At 69.8% G+C, this 20,801-nt stretch carries 16 protein-coding genes; 5 read left to right on the top strand and 11 right to left on the bottom strand.

Annotated features, from left to right (window positions below; all coding sequences use genetic code 11):
• The first annotated feature begins 59 nt into the window (after positions 1-59).
• Together pknB and RBR11_RS03370 are read left to right on the top strand one after the other, a co-directional pair.
• Entirely contained in the window at positions 60-1,994 is a 1,935-nt protein-coding gene (gene pknB, locus RBR11_RS03375) for a Stk1 family PASTA domain-containing Ser/Thr kinase (RefSeq protein ID WP_308487894.1), read from the top strand.
• Between the two features lie 43 nt (positions 1,995-2,037).
• Positions 2,038-2,466, top strand: coding sequence for a PPC domain-containing DNA-binding protein (locus RBR11_RS03370; RefSeq protein ID WP_308487893.1), 429 nt, complete (start codon positions 2,038-2,040; stop codon positions 2,464-2,466).
• Positions 2,467-2,568: 102 nt separating this feature from the next.
• Here RBR11_RS03370 and RBR11_RS03365 read toward each other — a convergent pair whose 3' ends face one another.
• The 3 genes from RBR11_RS03365 to RBR11_RS03355 all read right to left on the bottom strand — a co-directional run bounded on the left by RBR11_RS03365 (position 2,569) and on the right by RBR11_RS03355 (position 5,962).
• The gene (locus tag RBR11_RS03365) at positions 2,569-3,903 is read right to left on the bottom strand and encodes a class II 3-deoxy-7-phosphoheptulonate synthase (RefSeq protein WP_308487892.1); all 1,335 of its coding nucleotides are present in this window, start codon (positions 3,901-3,903) and stop codon (positions 2,569-2,571) included.
• A gap of 78 nt (positions 3,904-3,981) precedes the next feature.
• A complete protein-coding gene (locus RBR11_RS03360) occupies positions 3,982-4,449 on the bottom strand; it encodes a RidA family protein (protein ID WP_308487891.1) in 468 nt (155 codons plus the stop codon).
• A 34-nt stretch (positions 4,450-4,483) separates the two neighbouring features.
• Entirely contained in the window at positions 4,484-5,962 is a 1,479-nt protein-coding gene (locus RBR11_RS03355; protein WP_308487890.1) for an adenine deaminase C-terminal domain-containing protein, read from the bottom strand.
• A 45-nt stretch (positions 5,963-6,007) separates the two neighbouring features.
• On the opposite strand from RBR11_RS03355, the gene RBR11_RS03350 reads away from it, so the two are divergent.
• Positions 6,008-6,289 (top strand): hypothetical protein, encoded by a 282-nt coding sequence (locus tag RBR11_RS03350; protein WP_308487889.1) that lies wholly within the window; start codon positions 6,008-6,010, stop codon positions 6,287-6,289.
• A 7-nt stretch (positions 6,290-6,296) separates the two neighbouring features.
• Here RBR11_RS03350 and RBR11_RS03345 read toward each other — a convergent pair whose 3' ends face one another.
• The 5 genes from RBR11_RS03345 to RBR11_RS03325 form a co-directional block, all read right to left on the bottom strand.
• Positions 6,297-7,814, bottom strand: coding sequence for a sugar ABC transporter ATP-binding protein (locus RBR11_RS03345; protein WP_308487888.1), 1,518 nt, complete (start codon positions 7,812-7,814; stop codon positions 6,297-6,299).
• Positions 7,811-8,863 (bottom strand): sugar ABC transporter substrate-binding protein, encoded by a 1,053-nt coding sequence (locus RBR11_RS03340; protein WP_308487887.1) that lies wholly within the window; start codon positions 8,861-8,863, stop codon positions 7,811-7,813. The genes RBR11_RS03345 and RBR11_RS03340 overlap by 4 nt, the downstream gene beginning before the upstream one ends.
• Complete coding sequence (locus RBR11_RS03335; protein ID WP_308487886.1) at positions 8,860-9,936, bottom strand: ABC transporter permease; 1,077 nt, start codon at positions 9,934-9,936, stop codon at positions 8,860-8,862. Before RBR11_RS03335 ends, RBR11_RS03340 begins: the two co-directional genes overlap by 4 nt.
• A gap of 100 nt (positions 9,937-10,036) precedes the next feature.
• Entirely contained in the window at positions 10,037-11,068 is a 1,032-nt protein-coding gene (locus tag RBR11_RS03330; RefSeq protein WP_308487885.1) for a LacI family DNA-binding transcriptional regulator, read from the bottom strand.
• A gap of 77 nt (positions 11,069-11,145) precedes the next feature.
• Complete coding sequence (locus tag RBR11_RS03325; protein WP_308487884.1) at positions 11,146-11,856, bottom strand: lysophospholipid acyltransferase family protein; 711 nt, start codon at positions 11,854-11,856, stop codon at positions 11,146-11,148.
• Positions 11,857-12,027: 171 nt separating this feature from the next.
• Here RBR11_RS03325 and RBR11_RS03320 point away from each other — a divergent pair, with 171 nt between their 5' ends.
• Entirely contained in the window at positions 12,028-13,854 is a 1,827-nt protein-coding gene (locus RBR11_RS03320) for an AMP-dependent synthetase/ligase (protein WP_308487883.1), read from the top strand.
• 275 nt (positions 13,855-14,129) lie between these two features.
• Here RBR11_RS03320 and RBR11_RS03315 read toward each other — a convergent pair whose 3' ends face one another.
• The 3 genes from RBR11_RS03315 to RBR11_RS03305 are packed head-to-tail and all read right to left on the bottom strand — an operon-like array spanning position 14,130 to position 19,878.
• Positions 14,130-14,621 (bottom strand): peptide deformylase, encoded by a 492-nt coding sequence (locus RBR11_RS03315; protein ID WP_308487882.1) that lies wholly within the window; start codon positions 14,619-14,621, stop codon positions 14,130-14,132.
• Entirely contained in the window at positions 14,621-16,417 is a 1,797-nt protein-coding gene (locus tag RBR11_RS03310; RefSeq protein WP_308487881.1) for a nucleotide-binding protein, read from the bottom strand. Before RBR11_RS03310 ends, RBR11_RS03315 begins: the two co-directional genes overlap by 1 nt.
• 53 nt (positions 16,418-16,470) lie before the next feature.
• Entirely contained in the window at positions 16,471-19,878 is a 3,408-nt protein-coding gene (locus RBR11_RS03305) for a pyruvate carboxylase (protein ID WP_308487880.1), read from the bottom strand.
• A gap of 83 nt (positions 19,879-19,961) precedes the next feature.
• Here RBR11_RS03305 and RBR11_RS03300 point away from each other — a divergent pair, with 83 nt between their 5' ends.
• Entirely contained in the window at positions 19,962-20,771 is an 810-nt protein-coding gene (locus RBR11_RS03300; RefSeq protein WP_308488290.1) for a ParA family protein, read from the top strand.
• Positions 20,772-20,801 lie beyond the last annotated feature (30 nt).

Raw genomic sequence — 20,801 nt, 5'->3', positions numbered from 1 at the left:
CGGCACCGTCATGCGAGCCGCTCCCCGGCCTCACAGGCAGTTCTCCCTAGAATCTTGCCGTGACGACCAGCCAACAAGCCGACCCCCTCATCGGGCGGCTCGTCGACGGTCGATACCGGGTGCGCGCCCGCATCGCGCGCGGCGGCATGGCCACGGTCTACGTCGCCACGGATCTCCGCCTCGAGCGGCGCATCGCGCTCAAGGTGATGCACGGCCACCTCAGCGACGACTCCGTCTTCCAGAGCCGGTTCATCCAGGAGGCGCGGGCCGCCGCACGCCTCGCGGATCCGCACGTCGTCAACGTCTTCGACCAGGGCCAGGACGGCGAGCTCGCCTACCTCGTGATGGAGTACCTTCCGGGGATCACGCTGCGCGAACTCATGCGCGAGCAGCGCCGGCTCACCGTGCCGCAGACCATCACGATCATGGACGCCGTGCTGTCCGGCCTCGCCGCCGCGCACCGGGCCGGCATCGTGCACCGCGACGTCAAGCCCGAGAACGTCCTGCTGGCCGAGGACGGACGGATCAAGATCGGCGACTTCGGGCTCGCCCGTGCGACGACCGCGAACACCGCCTCCGGCGCCCAGCTCATGGGCACGATCGCCTACCTCGCCCCCGAACTGGTGACCCGCGGCACCGCGGACGCCCGCAGCGACATCTACGCGCTCGGGATCATGCTCTACGAGATGCTCGTCGGCGAGCAGCCGTACAAGGGCGAGCAGCCGATGCAGATCGCGTTCCAGCACGCGACCGAGTCCGTGCCGCGCCCGAGCGTGCGCAATCCCGGTGTGCCCGAGCAACTGGACGAGCTCGTGCTGTGGGCGACCGAGAAGACCCCGGACGAGCGCCCGAACGACGCGCAGGAGATGCTCGACCGGCTGCGCGCGATCGAGCACGAGCTCGGCGTCACCCCCACCCGGACCGCGCCGAAGACCGTCGCCGTGCCGCTGCGCGACACCGGGGACCAGACGATGGTCCTCCCCGGCGCGATGGTCCCCACGGCGCCGACCGCCGCCGTGGAGGCCGCCGCTCCCCCGGACAACGCGACGCTGCTGCGCCGCCGGACCGCGCAGCGACGCTCCCGCGGCGCGTTCCTCCTCGTGCTCGTGCTGCTGCTCGCGGTCGTCGCCGGCGGGGCGGGCTGGTGGTTCGGGTCCGGCCCGGGTTCGCAGCTCGCGGTGCCCGACGTCGTCGGCAAGACCTGGGACGTCGCCGCGGCGCGGATCACGAAGGACGGGATGCGCCCGATCCAGACGACGGCGAACTCACTCGACGTCAAGGCGGGCCTCGCGATCCGCACCGATCCCGGCGCGGGCACGCGCGTGGACAAGAACGCCAAGGTCACAGTGGTGATCTCGGCGGGGCCCGCCAAGCACGACCTGCCGAAGCTCGACACGATGACCGAGGACCAGGCCAAGCAGGCGCTGGCACCGTTCCATCTGAAACTCCAGGACTCCTTCCCGATGTTCTCCCGCGCCGACAACGGCCTCGTGATCAACGCGGAGGTCACCCCGCGCTCCGGGGGCGCCGCCTACGAGTGCGGAGAGGGCTGCGCGATCTTCGAGGGCGACGCGATCCAGCTGCTCGTTTCGCTCGGCCCCGTGCCGGACGTGTCGGGGCTCACCGTCGGGGACGCCACGAACAAGCTCACCTCGGTCAGGCTGAAGGTCAACTCCGACACGAACACCCAGTACAGCGACACCGTCGCGAAGAACCGGGTCATCGGGATCGCCGATCGGAACGGCGGCGGCAACTGGCGTCCAGGGGACACGATCACGCTCATCGTGTCCAAGGGACCGCAGCCGGTGACGATCCCGGACGTCTCTAAAAAAAACCTCGCTGACGCGATGAAGCAGCTCTCCGACGCGGGCTTGAACCCGACGACGAGCGTGCCGCAGGGGCTGTGGAGCCTGTTCACGGCGACCGGGACGGATCCGGCCGCAGGCCAGACGGTCGACAAGGGGTCCGACGTCCGGGTCCGCGTCTCCGGCTGACGTCCTCCCCGGAGCGCCGCGGGGCGCTGGCTAGACTCCAGAGATGAAGCACTTCTTCGACGCGTCGAGCGACACCCACCTGCTCGTGCTCCGCAAGGGCGAGGAGCTGATGCGCACGCTCGACGAGTTCGCCGTGACGCAGAGCCTGGCCGGGGGCTGGGTCGACATCGTCGGCGGTGCGGCGAACGCGACACTCGGGTACTACGACCCCGCGGCGAAGCAGTACCGGTGGCAGCGCTTCGAGGAGCCGCTCGAGATCACCGGCCTGCACGGCAACCTGTCCTACGCCGACGGCCGTCCGCTCTGGCACGTGCACGGCACGTTCTCCCGCGCCGACTACTCCGTGCTCGGCGGGCACGTCAAGGAGTGCCTGATCGGCCTGACCGGCGAGGTCCTGCTGACCACGCGGCGGGACCGCCTCACCCGCGTCCACGACGAGGAGACCGGCCTGAAGCTGCTGGCCGCCCCCTGATCACGGCTCTCCCCCGCATGGTGGGGTTCCGACTCGCTGCGCTCGCTCAACCTCGACACGACGGTGGCTCAACGCCGCTCCGCGGCATTGAGCCATCGCGTGTCAGCGCTTCTCGAGCTCCTCGGCGACGAGGAACGCGAGCTCGAGCGACTGCATGTGGTTCAGGCGCGGGTCGCACAGAGACTCGTAGCGGGTCGCGAGAGCGGCCTCGTCGATCTGCTCGGATCCGCCCAGGCATTCGGTGACGTCGTCGCCGGTGAGCTCCACGTGGATGCCGCCGGGGAACGTGCCGACCGCGCGGTGCGCCTCGAAGAAGCCGCGGACCTCGTCGACCACGTCGTCGAAGCGGCGGGTCTTGTAGCCGGTCGGCGTGGTGATGCCGTTGCCGTGCATGGGGTCGGTGACCCACAGCGGCTGCGCGCCGGAGTCCTTGACGGCCTGCAGCAGCGGCGGGAGCGCTTCACGGATCTTCCCGGCCCCCATGCGCGTGATGAAGGTGAGGCGTCCGGGCTCGCGGTTCGGGTCGAGCTTGTCGATGAGCGCGAGCGCGGTGTCGGTCGTCGTGGTCGGGCCGAGCTTAACGCCGATCGGGTTGCGAATCTTGGAGAAGTAGTCGACGTGCGCGCCGTCGAGCTCGCGCGTGCGCTCGCCGATCCAGAGGAAGTGCGCCGAGGTGTTGTAGGGCGTGAGGGTCCGCGAGTCGATGCGGGTCATCGGCCGCTCGTAGTCCATCAGCAGGCCCTCGTGGCCGGTGAAGAACTCGACGCGCTTGAGCTCGTCGAAGTCGGCGCCCGCGGCCTCCATGAACTTGATGGCGCGGTCGATCTCGGCGGCCATCCGCTCGTAACGCTGGTTGGCGGGGTTCTGCGCGAAGCCCTTGTTCCAGGAGTGCACCTCACGCAGGTCCGCGAAACCGCCCTGGGTGAACGCCCGGATGAGGTTCAGGGTCGAGGCGGCCGTGTGGTAGCCCTGCAGCAGGCGGCCCGGGTTGGCCTCGCGGGAGCCCTCGGTGAAGTCGTAGCCGTTGACGATGTCGCCGCGGTAGGCCGGCAGCGTGACGTCACCGCGGGTCTCGGTGTCGCTCGAGCGCGGCTTGGCGAACTGCCCGGCCATGCGCCCCATCTTGACCACCGGCATCGACGCGCCGTACGTGAGGACGACGGCCATCTGCAGCACGGTCTTGATGCGGTTGCGGATCTGGTCCGCGGTGGCGCCGGCGAACGTCTCGGCGCAGTCGCCGCCCTGCAGCAGGAACGCCTTCCCGGACGCGGCGCGGGCGAGCCGCTCGCGCAGGTTGTCGACCTCGCCGGCGAACACCAGCGGGGGCAGCGCGGAGATCTGCGCGGAGACCTCGGAGACGCGCTCGGCGTCGGGCCACTGCGGCTGCTGCTTGATCGGAAGGGCGCGCCACGAGTCGAGGTCGAGGGGGTGAGGCATTCCCCCATCCTAGGGCGCGCCGGGAGGGCCCCGACGCTCAGCGCCGGTGTGTGACGGCGGAGTCACACCCACCTGGCCTCACTCCCCTGCACCCACCGCCGCGATGGCTTGGATCTCCAGCCGCAGCCGCGGATCGGTGGCCAGCCGTGTGACCTCGACCGACGTGCTCGTCGGGATGTGGCCACCGAACCACTCCGATTGCACACGGTTCACGGTGTCCTGATCCGCATCCACGTCCGTGAAGAAGCGGACGAGGTTGACGACGTCCGTCCTTCGTGCGCCCGCGGCGGCGAGCGCAAGATCCAGGTGCGCGAACGCGTTCGCCACCTGGCCCGCGATGTCGGCGGGGATCGTGTCGAACACCTCCCGACGGTGAGGATGATCGTGGTAGACGGGCGCACCGGTCACACCGCTCACGAAGACGAGCCTTGCCCCGGACACCGTACGGATGGCGGGGACGAACGGACTAACGATCGTCTCGTCGTACCCGTCGTGGTGGATGACATCGGCGCTTCCGACTCGATGCGGTGCAGGGATGGCGGGCATGGTGTACTCCTCTGTTCTGTGCGGCGACGGGTGATCAACGAATGCGGAAGGGCACGGCCTCGGTGGGTTCGCTGCGCGACACCCGGGCGAGACCGCGGGAGGTGATCTTCAGACTGGGGATGCTCACCGCGAGGCAGGCGAATCCCGCCGCGCTGATGAAACCGTCGAACGGGCTGCCCATCGCGTCGCGGATCGCATGCTCCACGGCGATGCAGCGCTCGACCACTTCGCCCGAGGGAGCGTCGCTGACGATCCCACGGATAGGCAGCGCCACCTCGGCATGGATACGTCCGTGCGCAGCCACGGCGAACCCGCCGCCCAACTCGGCAACGCGCGAAGCGGCCAGGCACATGTCGTCCTCGTCCACCCCGACGACGACCAGGTTCATCATCCCCGGGTTGGCCGTCATCGCGACAGCGCCGTCTGCGACGTCCAGCCCGCGAATGAGCCCGAGGGCGCGCTCCTGGCCGCCCAGATGCCGATCGATGACGGCGATCCGCGCGACGCCGTCCGCACCCTGGGGCCGCCCGTCGAGGAATGCAACGGTCTCGATGCGTTCCTCGGTGGCCAGCCGGCCGGGTGTGATGCCGATGACGCGCACCTCGATGTCGCCGTCGGGCAGCTCGAACAGGAAGTCGTCGCGCGTGAGCGGACGGCGGATCACGATCGACTCCCGGGCTTCGGGTCCGTACTGCGCTGGTGGCGGCGCGAGCCGGTAAGCCCCGTCCTCGGCGGCGAGCGCGCCACGGCTGAACACCTTAGCGATCGGCAGCGAAGCGAGCTCCTCGACGGCCACGATCGAAGCGACCCGACCGGGTGTGATCGATCCGTAGTCGTTGTCGACGCCGATGCCGCGTGCCGCGTTCAGTGTCGCCATCCGCACGGCGTCGATCGGGGGCACACCTTCCCGGATCGCACGACGCACCAGCCGGTCGATGTGCCCGGACTCGGCCATGGACGCGAGCTCCTGCTCGTCGGTGCAGAAGCTGAACAACCCCGGGTCGGCACCGTGTTCGGTGATCGCGGGGACGAGATCCGCGAAGTCCCGCGCTGCGGACCCGCCGCGGATCTGCACCGTCGCGCCGAGTTCCACTCGTTCCAGTGCCTCGTGCGCGGTCACCGCCTCGTGCTCGGAGCGGATCCCGAGTGCGATGGACGCCTGCAGAGTGGGACCGGCGAGCCCCTCGAGGTGGCCGCCGATCGTACGGCGCCGGCGCAGCGCCGTCTCATAGACCCGACGCTGATCCTCGATCGGCAGCCACGCCGACCAGCAGTTCCACTCGCGTAGCTCCACGCAGTCATCGTGCTCGAGGAGCGCGATCATGTCGTCGACGCCGAACCGACCCAGGTTGCCGAAGTCCCCGATGCCGAGGACCGCGGCGACGAAAGGCGAGAGGAGGATGTCGACACCTGTCCCCCGGGACGATTCCAGTTCGTGGAGCACCGCATCAAGGCCGCCGATCGTGCCGAGCTCGTAGAAGTCGGTGCACAGTGCCGCCGTGCCGTGCGGCACGAGCACCTCCGCGAGCCGCTGGATCGTGAGCTGGGATCCGCCGAGATGGATATGGCTGTCGATGAAGCCGGGGACGAGGAAGAGCCCGGAGCAGTCGACGATCTCCGTGCGGCTGTCCACGGTGTGCTCGACATGCCCCACCGCAGCGATACGAGGGCCGGCGATCGCGACGTCGCCGCGGGAGATCCTTCCTGTGTACACGTTGACGACCCGCGCCCCGGTCAGCACCCGGTCGGCTGGCGCCCGACCGGCCGCGACGAGCGCCGCCTTCTGGCGCTCGTCCACTTCCTGTTCCGCGTTCATCGTGATTCCCTTCATGTCGTCTGACCGTGGTTCATGGGACGGCGGCCTCCAGGACGTCGACGTAGGTCGCGTCGGTCGCTGGCATGCTCACTCGCAGCCGTCCCCGGCGCATCACATGGATGGTGTCCGCGTACTCGATGAGCTCCTCGAACTCGCTGGAGGCGAGCACGACGGCGATCCGCCGCTCTCGCGCGATGGATCGCAAGGTCCGGAGGATCTCGGCCTTCGCGTGGACGTCGATGCCCTGCGTGGGTTCGCTCAGGAGCATGACCCGCGGCCCGCTGGCGAGCACACGGGCGATGACCACCTTCTGCTGATTGCCTCCGCTCAGCGTCTCCAGCGGTACCTCGGCCGACGCGGCACGGACGCCGAACTCGGAAATCGCGTGCCGGGCCCTGGCCGTCTCCGCTGCACGCGACCGGAACCACTGCCGCTGCCCCGGCGAGCCGTAGCCGATCGAGAGGTTCTCGCTGATCGACTGTGCGCCGACGATGCCCCGCTCGCGACGGTCTTCCGGCACGAGACGGATCCCGGCGCGCAGAGCCGACCACAATGAGCCGGACGTCGCCCGTCCGTCGACCGACACCGTTCCTCGGTCGGCGCTCCATGCGCCCGCGATCGTGTCGAGGAGCCTCCCGTGCCCTGATCCCTGGATGCCAGCGATCCCGACGACCTCACCCTCCCGGGCGACGAAGTCCACTCCCTCGAACGCGCCGGCGCAGGAGAGTCCGGACACCGACAGCACCTGCACTGCCGCAGCAAGATCGACCGGCGCCTCGACCCGAGCGGGGGCGCTGGTGCCCTGCCGTCTGGCCATGAGCTGCAGGATGCGTGCGCGATCCGCCTCGCCCCGAGCGAAGGAGCCGACGATGCGCCCGTCGCGGAGGACAGTGATGCGATCCGAAAGGCGGATCACTTCGCTGAGGCGATGGCTGACGTACAAGATGCTGATGCCCGCCTCACGAAGACTCTCCAGCCGCTCCAGGAGGATTTCGGCGTCGGCGTCGGCGAGCACTGCCGTCGGCTCGTCGAGGATGAGCAGTCGCCCCGGATCGATCAGCGTCGCGGCGATCTGACAGAGCCGGTTACCCGCCGCACTGAGCGCGGACGCCGGGTCCTCTGGCTTGATCCCGGACGCTCCCACCCGCACGAGCGCTTCGGCCACCACCGCACGCTCTCTCCCGGTGAGGGTCGCTCGGCGCACCCACGCGTGCTGCCGGCCGAGGAGGATGTTCCTGCCGACGCTGAACGTCCGGATCAGCTGCGCCTCCTGCGGGACAAGACTGATCCCAGCCCGGCGGGCGGCGGCGGGTGTGCGCAGACGCCGGACGGTGCCGTCCACGATCACCGAACCGCTGGTCGGGTGCTCGACGCCGCTGAGGATGCGCACCAGGGTCGACTTACCCGCCCCGTTCTCGCCGACGATCGAATGGATCTCGCCAGGCCTGAACTGGAGGTCCACGTTGTCGAGCGCGCGGACCCCGGGATAGGCCTTGCTGACGCCGACGACGCCGATCTCGACCGCCTGAAGTTCGGCGGGGACCGTCACGGGATGATCTCGGCATCAGCGAACGGCGTGCCGATGTCCTTCGCGGTGAACAGCGGGATCGGAACGCACGTGACGCGCGGCAGCTTTTCGCCGTTCAGCTGCGCCACCGCATAAGAGACGCCGAGGATCCCCATCCAGCGTGGAGCGAGGCCGAAGACGGAGTCCATCGTCCCGTTCTTCAGACCGGTGATCGAGTCGGGCTCGTATCCGCCCGCAATGTAAGAAACCTTCCCTTTGTACTGGGTCGGCAGCGATGCCGGCTGCAGGATGTAGTAGTGGACCGCGAAGATCCACGAGATATCAGGATTTGCTTGGACCGCGTCGTCGAACGACTTCAGACCCGCGGCGGGATCCACGTTCTGCGTCGGGGCGGCGACGATCTTCAGGTTCGGATACATCTTCGCCACCCGGTCCTCGAAGCCCTTCGTACGACGTTGCGACCAGGTCGCATTCGCGGGGCCGGCGATGAGGATCCCCTTGCCGCCCTTGGCTCCGACGACCTTCGCGACGCGGTCGGCGGCGAGCTGCCCGAAGGCGTAGTCGTCCTGCATGACCATGGTGACGTCCTTGCTCGCGACCTCGGACGAGATGTTCACCACCGGTAGGCCTGCGTCCCTGGCCCGTGTGACCACCGGCACGGACCCCTGGATGTCGGATGGCGCCATGACGACCGCGTTCGTCCCGCGCGCAATCGCATCGCCGATCTGCTTCAGCTGCAGGTCAGGCGATGCATAGCCGTCGGCCGAGTACGACTGCAGATGCACGCCGGCTTTGGCCGCGGCCTCCTCCGCCCCTTGCTGGATCGCCTGGTAGTAGTACCCGGCAGAACTGACCTGCATCAAGGTGACGTCGAAGTTCTTCTTCGCGCGCGGGATCTTGTAGTCGAGCAACTCCTGCTGAGTGGGAGAAGCATCGCACTTCAGCGATGTGCCGAGTGCGCTGTCGGCCGACGTCGGCCCGCCACCCGGGATCGCGGACGTGCAGCCGTCGAGCACGAACACGGCGGTCGCGACGACCGCGACGGCAAGCACGATCCGGGACTTGTTCATGGCTTCCTCACTTCAATCGGTTCGGGTACTGCGGGGTCCTGGCCGCCCGTGGGCGTCGTGGCGGCGCGAGGTTGCGGGTGCTCACGCCCTCGCATGCTGCGGCCGCGGAATCGGTCGATGAGAACCGCGACGATGAGCACCACGCCGGTGAGCATCTGCTGCACGAATTCGGAGAGACCGGCGATGTTCATCCCGGTTGTGATCAGGCTGAGCAGCCCGACACCGAGCACCACGCCGAGGATGCGGCCCACACCGCCGCCGATCGCCACGCCGCCGATCACGGCGGTCGCGATGGATTCGAGCTCGTAGCCCGACCCGAGGCTCGCCTGGCCGATCACCACCCGAGAGGCGAGCATGAGGCCGGCGATCCCCGCGAACAGGCTGCACGTGGTGTACGCGAGGACCTCGGTGCGCATCACCGGTATGCCTGCGAGCACGGCCGTGGGGCGCCCGCCCCCGATCGCGTACATGTTCAGGCCCGCCCTCGTGCGGCTCAGCAGCAACCAGGCGGCCGCGCCGCAGAAGATCGCGAGCCCGGTAGTGGAGGGCAGAGGACCCCAGTCGAACCGCCCGAACCATCCGAACGAGTCGGGCAGTCCGAACACCGATCGCCCTCCGCTGACGGAGTTGGCCAGGCCGCCGACGAATGTCATCATGCCGAGGGTCGCGATGAAGGGACTGACGCGGTACCGCGAGATGAGGATCCCGTTGGCGACCCCGACCACGGCTGCCACGCCGATTCCCGCGGCGATCCCGGCGACCGTGCCGTATTGGAGCATCGCCATCGCGCCGATTGTCGAAGCGAGGCCCATCGTGGCTCCGACAGAGATGTCGAATCCGCCCACGAGGATCGCGAACATCTGGCCGATCGCGACTACCAGCAGCACGGACGCATAACGGAGAACGTTGCCCGCGTTGCTCATGGTCCCGAACTGCTGCGGGAACAGGACGATGAAGAGTGCCACGAGAAGGACGACGGCGATGAGGAGCCGGATCTCGGTCCGGTATCTCGCCCACGCGACAGTGCCCCGGCGCGCACCGGGGACGGACACCGCGGGGGAAGGCGAATCCATCGGATGGTCTCCTCGCTGAGATCAGGGAACTGGGTGCAATCGATTGCAATACAATCGATTGCACCCATATAAGACCCGAGCGCGCCGCGGTGTCAAGGGATCAGCGTCGGACGGGCCCCGTGGATCCCCGCACGATCAGCGAGGTCGGCAGAACCACAGCCCCCGCACCCGGGGCATCCCCGGCAAGGGCGTCGAGGAGCAATCGTGCGGCCGCTGTTCCCATCGCCTGCCCCGGGACATGCACGGTCGTCAGGGGCGGCTGGAGATCCTCCGCGAAAGGCATGTCGTTGAACCCCACGATCGCGAGGTCCTCGGGACAGGAGCGCCCCTGCGCCTTCAGCGCTCGTAGCACGCCGATGGCGAGGAGGTCGTTGCTCGCGACGACCGCGGTCGGCGGTGAATCCGCGAGCAGGAACGGCGCGATCTCCGATCCCGCCATCACGCTCAGAGCGGAGGCCTCGATCACCCGTCCGCGGATTCCACGGCGAGCCCGCACCGCGGCCGTGAACGCGTCCGCACGCACGAGACTCGTCGACAGGTCCAGGGGGCCCGCGATGTGAACGATGTCGCGATGTCCAAGATCGTGCAGATGCGCCACTGCAGCCGCGATCCCGAGGGCGTCATCGCCCGTGACCAGGGGGAACGGCAGAGGACTCGCGTCGCGGTTGACCATGACCGTCCGCACTCCCGAGGCCTGCAGTCTCCGCAGCACCGGTCGGTCGCCGTGCCGTCCGGTCGCCATGATCAGTCCGTCGACACGCCTCTCCAGCAAGGAAGTGACCAGGGCTTCCTCAGCATCGTCGTCCTCGTCGGTGTTGGCGAGCAGGGCCGTGTAGCCATGTACCTGGAGATAGTCCTCGATGCCGCGGACGACGGGAGGGAAGAACGGATTGGTGAGATCGGGGATGACGACTCCGACCGTCATCGATGCGCGCTTGCGCAGCCCTCGCGCAACGACGTTAGGGACGTAACCCAGCGCATGCGCCGCCGCTTCCACCCGGCGCACAGTCTCCGCTGCGACCTTCAGGCGCGCGGCCGGATTCAACGCTCGAGAGACGGTCGCTGTGTGCACTCCGGACAATTCGGCGACATCGGCGAGCGTCACCCGCCTGCCCGATTCGCTCTCCTGCACGGATCCTCCCGCTCTGTTCCCCAACGCCTCCGCGCTCACCGGTGCTCTGGCGCCCGGGGCTCCGCCCCGCCGAGTCCTCAACCGCGGTGTGTGACGGCCTTGCCGCCCGCGGTGGTCAGCCGCTCCTTCACCGTGGAGGCGTAGACGTCCTCGTAGGTCTGCTCGCCGAGGCGCTGCAGGGCCACCATGATCTCGTCCGTGACGGAGCGGAGGATGTAGCGGTCGTTCTCCATCCCGGCGTAGCGGGAGAAGTCCAGGGGCTCGCCGACGACCATCCCCACGCGCATGATCTTCGGGATCCGCTGCCCCGTCGGCATCGCGACGTCCGTGTCCACCATCACGACCGGCACGACCGGGACCTTCGCCTCGAGCGCCATCCGCGCGATGCCGGTGCGGCCGCGGTACAGCTTGCCGTCGGGGCTGCGTGTGCCCTCGGGGTAGATGCCGAGCAGGTCGCCGCGTCCGAGCACGGTGAGCCCGGTGTTCAGGGATGCCTCCGAGGCCTTGCCGCCCGAGCGGTCGATCGGCAGCTGGCCGGTCCCTTTCATGAACATCCGGGTCGCCCAGCCCTTGATCCCCCGGCCGGTGAAGTAGTCGCTCTTCGCGAGGAACGACATCTTCCGGTCCAGCATGAGCGGCAGGAAGATCGAGTCGGAGAAGGACAGGTGATTGCTCGCCATGATCGCCGCACCCGAGGTCGGGACGTTCGAGCGCCCCACGATCCACGGCCGGAAGATCGCCTTCACCAGAGGGCCGATGGCGATGTACTTCATGAACCAGTAGATCATCGCCCGCAGTCTATCCCCCGGCGTTCCGCGGCACGAGAGCCGACTTCCGCGACATGCGACGCAGTTTCACACTTTCTGCGACTGGATCTCACCGTAGAGGCCGTCTCCCCAGGCGCCGCGTGGCATAGACTCCTGACAAGCCCGTACCCGTCCGGTACCGAAGGAGATGCCGTGATCCAGTTCGAAGTCCCCGCGATCGTCCCCGCCGCGCCCGAGGACAACATCACCGACCTCCTCGAACAGCGGGTCGCGAAGACCCCCAACCTCGCCCTGTTCTCCGTGCCGGACAGCGCGGGCTGGCGCGACATCGCCGCGAGCGACTTCCGTGCCGCCGTGGTTGCGCTCGCGAAGGGCTTCGCCGCCGCCGGCGTACAGCCCGGCGAGAAGGTCGGCTTCCTCGCCCGCACCACCTACGAGTGGACACTCGTCGACTTCGCACTGTTCTACGCCGGCGCGGTGATGGTGCCGATCTACGAGACCAGCTCGCCCTCGCAGATCCAGTGGATCCTGGAGGACTCCGGCGCGACCGCGCTGATGGTCGAGTCGCCCGAGCATTTCGCGCGCTTCGACGAGGTGCGCGGCGACCTCCCCCTCGTCCGCGAGGTGTGGCAGATGCACCTCGGTGCGATCGAGCACCTCACCGCACAGGGCGCCGACGTCGCGGACGAGGAGATCGAGCGTCGCCGCAGCATCGCGAACGGCGCCGACATCGCCACGCTCATCTACACGTCCGGCTCGACCGGCCGCCCCAAGGGCTGCGTGCTCACGCACAGCAACTTCGTCGAGCTGTCGCGCAACGCCGCGAAGTCTCTCGACGACGTCGTGTCGACCCCGGGCGCCTCGACCGTCCTGTTCATCACGACCGCGCACGTGTTCGCCCGGTTCATCTCGATCCTGGACATCCACGCTGGCGTCCGCACCGGTCACCAGCCCGACACCAAGCAGCTGCTGCCGGCGCTCGGATCCTTCAAGCCGACCTTCCTGCTCGCGGTGCCGCGCGTGTTCGAGAAGGTCTACAACTCGGCGGAGCAGAAGGCCGAGTCCGGTGGCAAGGGCAAGATCTTCCGCGCGGCCGCGGCCACCGCGATCGAGCACTCCCGCCTGCTCGAGGAGGGTGCGAAGATCCCGTTCGGGATGAAGATCAGGTTCGCCCTGTTCGACCGGCTCGTGTACTCCAAGCTGCGCGAGGCGATGGGCGGCAATGTGACGTACGCGATCTCGGGATCCGCGCCGCTCGGCGCACGCCTGGGGCACTTCTTCCACAGCCTCGGCGTGGTGATCCTGGAGGGCTACGGCCTGACCGAGACCACGGCCCCGGCGACCGTGAACGTCGCGCACAAGTCCAAGATCGGCACGGTCGGCCCCGCCCTGCCCGGCGTCGGCATCCGCCTTGCCGACGACGGCGAGATCGAGGTCCGCGGCGTCAACGTCTTCGCGGAGTACTGGAACAACCCCGAGGCGACCGCGGACGCGTTCCATGACGGCTGGTTCCGCACCGGCGACCTCGGCTCGTTCGACGACGAGGGCTTCCTCACGATCACGGGCCGGAAGAAGGAGATCATCGTCACCGCCGGCGGCAAGAACGTCTCCCCCGCCGCCCTCGAGGATCCGATCCGCGCCAACCCGATCGTGGGTCAGGTGGTCGTGGTGGGCGATGCGAAGCCGTTCATCTCGGCGCTGGTCACCCTCGACCCGGAGATGCTGCCGAGCTGGCTCGCGAACAACGGCCTGCCCGCCGACATGTCGCTGGCCGCCGCGGCGACGAACGACGCCGTGCGCGCCGAGGTGCAGCGCGCGATCGACACCGCGAACGACCGGGTCTCCCGCGCCGAGTCGATCCGCAAGTTCGCGATCCTGCCGAGCGAGTGGACCGAGGCGAGCGGGCACCTGACCCCGAAGATGTCGATCAAGCGCAACGTGATCCTGAAGGACTTCGCCCCGCAGATCGCCGAGATCTACAACGAGACCACCGCGACGACGACGGTCCCACTGGGCTGAGCGTTCGCCCGGTGTCGTCGAGCGAGCCCCGAGCGCAGCGAGGCGCGAGACGAAACGCGGTGTCCTGCGGGAACCCGCGTTTCGTCTCGGTCGCCTCCGGCGTCCTCGCTCAACGACCCCGGCGGAAGTTCGTCTCGGCCGCGTCCGGCGTCCTCGCTCAACGACCCCGGCGGAATTTCGTCTCGGTCGCCTCCGGCGTCCTCGCTGAACGACCCCGGCGGAAGTTCGTCTCGGTCGCCTCCGGCGTCCTCGCTCACGACCCCGGCGGAAGGGTGTCAGAACCAGGAGCTCTCGCGGACCTCGCGCATCGCGACCTTGCGGGTCGCCGGATCCAGACGGGAGAGATAGACCTTGCCGTCGAGGTGATCGGTCTCGTGCTGCAGCGCCTGCGCGAGCAGTCCTTCGCCCTCCAGCTCGACCGGTTCGCCGTCCAGGTCGATCCCCTCGACGCGCGCCCACGGATAACGCAGCGCCTCGTGCCAGAGACCGGGAACCGACAGGCAGCCCTCGCCCGTGGGCACGGGCTCGCCGCGCACCTCGACGAGGACCGGGTTCAGCACATAGCCGATGTCGCCGTCGATGTTGTAGCTGAACGCGCGCAGCGAGACTCCGATCTGCGGAGCGGCGACGCCCGCCCGGCCCGGCAGCTCGACGCTGTCGACGAGGTCGGCGACGAGGGCGCGCACGCCGTCGTCGATGGTCTCGATCGGCGCGCAGACCGTGCGCAGCACCGGGTCGCCGAACAGGCGGATCTCGCGGACCGTCATCAGGCGGCCTGCGCCCGGAGGCCCTCGACGACGATCGCGGCGAGCTCGCGCGCGGCCCGGCGCGTCTCCGGCTGCAGCGCCGGGAAGGCGATCGCGCTGCCGGCCGCGATCTGCGGGTCGTACGGGATCCGCAGGACGTGCGCGACACGGGTGCGGAAGTGCGCCTCCAACTCGTCCAGGCGCACCAGGGGGCTGCCGGGGGTGGACTGGTTGAGCACCACGACCGCCCGGCGCACCTTGTCGGCGTGGCCGTTCGCCTCGAGCCAGGTGAGCGTCTCGGAGGCCAGCCGGGCCTCGTCCACGCTGAGGCCGGCGACGATCACGATCGTGTCGGCCCGGTCGAGCGTGGCCCCCATCACGGAGTGCACGATGCCGGTGCCGGTGTCGGTGAGCACGAGCGAGTAGTAGTGCGCGGCGACCGAGGCGACCTGCTCGTAGTCGACGTCGTTGAACGCCTCGGAGATGTGCGGATCGGCGTCGGACGCGAGCACGTCCAGGCGCGTGCCGTCGCGGGAGACCACGGCCGAGATGTCGTGGTACCCGCTGACCTGGTCGTGGATCCGGACGAGGTCGCGCACGGTCTTGCCGGTCGTGCGGGAGATCCGGTCGGCGAGCGTGCCGCGGTCCGGGTTCGCGTCGACCGCGATCACGCGGTCCTCGCGCGCGTCGGCGAGCGCCATCCCGAGCAGGGCGGTGACGGTGGTCTTGCCCACCCCGCCCTTGCGGGACAGCACCGGCACGAACCGGGCCGAGCCGGTCAGCGGGGCCGCGATGCGGGCGTTCAGAGCCTTGCGCTCCTTGGCGCGCTTGCCGTCGCCGATGTTGATCCGGCGTCCGGAGACCGTGTAGAGCAGGTGGCTCCACAGTCCCTCGGGTTCGGGCTTGGCGAGCTGGTGCGGGTCGAGCAGGCGGTCCGCGGTCAGCAGGTCGGCGCTCTCGCGCTCGCGGTCGCCGAACTGATCGAGGCGCCGCGGAGCCAGCTCGGACTCGGGGACGTGCGCGGGTTCGGGGGTCACGATCTCCTCCTCGGTCACGGGCTCGGCGACGACGGGCATCGGCACGGGCGGCGCCGGCCGGACCGGCATCGGCGCGAAGACCGGTGCCGCGGGCTCGGCGGCAGCAGCAGCGGCCTCGGCCTCGGCCTCGGCCTCGACGAGCCACGGATGCCATGAGGGCGCGACGGCCGCGGCGGGCTCGAACGGCGCGAGCACCGACTCGTCCGGCTCGTGCTCGTCGATCGCGTCCTCGCCGTCGGGCTCGGCCTCGCCCGCACCGTCCTCCGGCGCGTCGTCGGCGGCGTCGAGGTCCTCGACGGCGTCCACCGGCGCGACGTCCTCCGGCTCAGCGGACGCGGGCTCGGCCTCGGCGAACGCGGAGGCGTCCTCGAACGCCGACGCATCGGCGACTGCGGTCGCGAGGGCGTCCTGCGCCTCGTCGTCCGCGGAATCCTCCTCCGAGGCGTCCTCGTCGTCCACGATCTCGGCGACGACGACCTCGACGGGCACCGCAGGGATCTCGATCACGATGTCGGCGCCGTCGTGGATCCGGCCGATGCCGTCCGCCTCGAGCACGAGCGCGTCCGCGTCGAGCACGAGATCCGTGTACGACTCGCCGCCGATCACGTCGTCGTCGTCGACGAGGTCGTCCTCGTCCGGGGTCGGCAGCTCGACCGCGACCTGCGCGGTCGCGTCGCCGAGCAGGCCGATGCCGGCCGTGTCGATGGCACCCGCGCTGTCGAGGACGCCGAGAGTGTCCTCGGCGTCCTCGGGATGCGGATTCCTGCGTTCTGTGCTCATGGTGATGTTCTCCCCGGGAACGCCTCGTTCACGAGCGCGTCGCCCGGACCAGGCTAACGGGCCGGGCGGATGACGACCAAAAGGTCACCCGCGTCGACCTGCTGCGTGGCCGCGATCACGAGCCTCTCCACGACGCCGTCGACAGGGGCGGTGATCGCCGCCTCCATCTTCATCGCCTCGATCGACGCGACCGGCTCCCCCGCCTGCACGGATGCGCCGAGTGCGGCCTTCAGCGTGACCACGCCGGAGAACGGCGCGGAGACCTGGCCCGGCTGGGACGCGTCGGCCTTCTCCGCCTCGTGCACGACGACCTTGAGGGAGCGGTCCCGCACGAACACCGGCCGCAGCTGGCCGTTGAGGGTGGTCATCACGGTGCGGATGCCCTTCTCGTCCGCTTCGCCGATGGCCTCGAGACCCACGAAGAGCTGCACGCCGGGATCGATCTCCGCGACATGCTCCTCGCCCGGAACCAGACCGTAGAGGTAGTCCGGGGTGCCGAGTGCGGACAGATCGCCGTAGGCGGCGCGGTTGCGCTCGAACTCCGCCGCCGGTCCCGGGAAGAGCAGGCGGTTCAGCGCCTGCCGCCGTTCGAGGCTCTCGCCTTCGAGCGCACGCCGCTCCTCCGCGGTGATCGGGACGACGTCGATCGACACCCGGCGTCCCGCCAGCACCTTCGTGCGGAACGGCTCCGGCCATCCGCCGGGCAGGTCTCCCAGCTCGCCGGCCATGAATCCGATCACCGAATCGGGGATGTCGTAGTTCTGTGGGTTCTGCTCGAAGTCCCGAGGGTCGGCTCCGGCGGCCACGAGCGCCAGGGCGAGGTCGCCGACGACCTTCGAGGACGGAGTGACCTTGGGGATCCGGCCGAGGATCCGATCCGCGGCGGCGTACATGTCCTCGATGCGTTCGAAGCTGTCCGCCAGGCCCAGCGCGATGGCCTGCTGCCGCAGGTTCGACAGCTGCCCTCCCGGGATCTCGTGGTGGTACACGCGTCCCGTCGGCGCGGGCAGCCCCGACTCGAAGGGGCGATAGAGGTGGCGCACGCCCTCCCAGTACGGCTCCAGGTCGCCGACCGCCTGCAGATCGAGTCCGGTGTCGCGCTCGGTGTGCGCGAGGGCCGCGACGAGCGCCGACAGCGACGGCTGGCTCGTCGTGCCGGACATCGGCGCGGCGGCGGCGTCGACGGCGTCGACGCCGGCCGCGCTGGCGGCCAGCAGCGTCGCCAGCTGCCCGCCCGCGGTGTCGTGCGTGTGCAGGTGGACGGGCAGGTCGAACCGCTCGCGCAGCGCGGTGACGAGTCGCGCGGCGGCCGCGGGCCGGAGCAGCCCCGCCATGTCCTTGATCGCCAGGATGTGCGCACCGGAGTCGACGATCTGCTCCGCGAGACGCAAGTAGTAGTCGAGGGTGTAGAGGCTCTCCGCCGGATCCAGCAGGTCGCCGGTGTAGCAGAGTGCGACCTCGGCGACCGCGGTGCCGGTCTCCCGCACGGCGTCGATCGCGGGGCGCATCTGGGAGACGTCGTTGAGCGCGTCGAAGATGCGGAAGATGTCCACCCCGGTCGACGCCGCCTCGCGCACGAAGGCATTCGTGACCTCGACGGGCCGCGGCGTGTACCCGACGGTGTTGCGTCCGCGCAGCAGCATCTGGATCGGGATGTTCGGCATCGCCGTGCGCACCGCCTCGAGGCGCTCCCACGGATCCTCGGCGAGGAAGCGCAGCGCGACGTCGTAGGTCGCACCGCCCCACGCCTCGACGGACAGCAGCTGCGGCGTCATCCGGGCCACGTGCGGGCCGACGCGCACCAGGTCGCGGGTGCGCACGCGCGTCGCGAGGAGGGACTGATGGGCGTCGCGGAAGGTCGTCTCGGTCACCGCGAGCGCGGTCTGCTCGCGCAGGGCCCGCGCGAAGCCCTCGGGGCCCAGCCGCAGCAGCCGCTCGCGGGAGCCCGCCGGCGGCTCGCCGCTCAAGTCGATCTTCGGGAGTTTGCTGCCCGGCGAGGGCGACAGCGGCTTCTCCCCGTACGGCTTGTTCACCGTGACGTCGCCGAGCCAGTTCAGCAGCCGGGTCGCCCGGTCCCTGGACGGGTTGCTGGTCAGCAGTTCCGGCCGCTCCTCGATGAACAGCGTGGACACGTCGCCGGCGACGAACGCCGGGTCGTCGAGCACGGCACGCAGGAACGGGATGTTGGTGGCGACGCCGCGGATGCGGTACTCGGCGAGAGCGCGTTTGGCGCGCGCGACCGCCGCCGGGAAGTCCCGGCCGCGGCAGGTGAGCTTCGCGAGCATCGAGTCGAAGTGCGGGCTGATATGCGAGCCGGCCGCGGTGGTGCCTCCGTCGAGGCGGATGCCGGCGCCGCCGGGTGAGCGATAGGTCGTGATGCGCCCGGTGTCGGGCCGGAAGCCCTGCGCCGGGTCCTCCGTGGTGATCCGGCACTGCAGCGCGGCGCCGCGGAGCTGGATGCTGTCCTGGTCCAGCCCCAGGTCGGACAGCGTCTCGCCGGCCGCGATCCGCATCTGCGACTGCACCAGATCGACGTCGGTGACCTCCTCGGTCACCGTGTGCTCGACCTGGATCCGCGGGTTCATCTCGATGAAGACGACCTCGCCGGCCCGCTCCCCCTCGGTCTCCAGGAGGAACTCGACCGTGCCCGCGTTCACGTACCCGATGGAGCGGGCGAAGGCGACGGCGTGGCCGTGCAGGGACTTCCGGATCGCGTCGTCGAGATTCGGCGCCGGGGCGATCTCGACCACCTTCTGATGGCGGCGCTGCACCGAGCAGTCCCGCTCGAACAGATGCACGGTGTGCCCTGTGGCGTCCGCGAGCACCTGCACCTCGATGTGCCGGGGGCGCCGCACCGCCTGCTCGAGGAACACCCGGGCATCGCCGAACGCGCTGTCCGCCTCGCGCATGGCCTCGGCCAGCGCCGGGGCCAACTCGCCGATCGACTCCACCCGGCGCATGCCGCGCCCACCGCCGCCCGCGACGGCCTTGACGAAGATCGGGAAGCCGATCCCCTCCGCCTGGGCGACGAGCTCGTCGACGTCGTCCGAGGCCTCGGTCGAGCGGAGCACCGGCACGCCGGCGGCGATCGCGTGGTGCTTCGCGGTGACCTTGTTGCCGGCCATCTCCAGCACGTGCGCGGGCGGCCCGATGAAGGCGATCCCGTGCTCCGCGGCGCGCGCGGCCAGCTGCGGGTTCTCCGAGAGGAAGCCGTAGCCCGGGTAGATGGCGTCCGCGCCGCTCTCCCGCGCCACGCGGATGATCTCGTCCACGTCGAGGTAGGCGCGCACCGGATGGCCGACCTCGCCGATCTGATACGACTCGTCCGCCTTCTGACGGTGGATGGATCCGCGGTCCTCCCAGGGGAACACCGCGACCGTGCGCGCCCCCACTTCGAACGCCGCTCTGAACGCGCGGATCGCGATCTCGCCGCGGTTGGCCACAAGGATCTTCTGGAACATGGGCACCTCGAACACTGGTTGCGCAAATCGCGCATCGGGGGGCTGAGTGTTTCCTCAGCCTAGGGGAAGGTAACGTGGTCTTCGTGCACGTACTCAGCGTCAGTTCCCTCAAGGGCGGTGTCGGCAAGACGACCGTGACCCTCGGTCTCGCCTCGGCGGCGTTCGCCCGTGGCGTCCGCACGCTCGTGGTCGACCTCGACCCGCAGTCGGACGTCTCCACCGGCATGGACATCCAGGTCGCCGGCCGGCTCAACGTGGCCGACGTCCTCGCCAACCCGAAGGAGAAGGTGGTCCGTCAGGCGATCACGTCCTCGGGCTGGGCGAAGGTGCACCCCGGCACGATCGACGTCCTCATCGGCAGCCCGTCCGCGATCAACTTCGACGGCCCGCACCCGAGCGTCCGCGACGTCTGGAAGCTCGAGGAGGCGCTCGCCGCCGTCGAGGCCGACTACGACCTCGTGCTGATCGACTGCGCCCCCTCGCTGAACGCGCTCACCCGCACCGCGTGGGCCGCGAGCGACCGTGTCATGGTCGTCACCGAGCCCGGCCTGTTCTCGGTCGCCGCCGCGGACCGCGCCCTGCGCGCGATCGAGGAGATCCGCCGCGGCCTCTCCCCCCGCCTGCAGCCGCTCGGCATCGTCGTGAACCGGGTCCGCCCGCAGTCGATCGAGCACCAGTTCCGGATCAAGGAGCTGCGCGACATGTTCGGCCCGCTCGTGCTGAGCCCCCAGCTGCCCGAGCGCACCTCGCTGCAGCAGGCCCAGGGCGCTGCGAAGCCGCTGCACATCTGGCCGGGCGACTCCGCGCAGGAGCTCGCCGCCGACTTCGACACGCTGCTGGACCGGGTGATCCGCACCGGCCGGATCGCGCTGCCGGAGGACACCCGCGTCTGAGCCGCGACCCCCACGAACGAGAAGAGCCGG

The organism is Microbacterium capsulatum, from assembly GCF_030865425.1.
In the GTDB taxonomy this organism is placed as follows: Bacteria; Actinomycetota; Actinomycetes; order Actinomycetales; family Microbacteriaceae; genus Microbacterium; species Microbacterium capsulatum.
The sequence above is the reverse complement of the archived record's forward strand: the minus strand, read 5'-3'. Positions and strand labels throughout refer to the sequence as shown.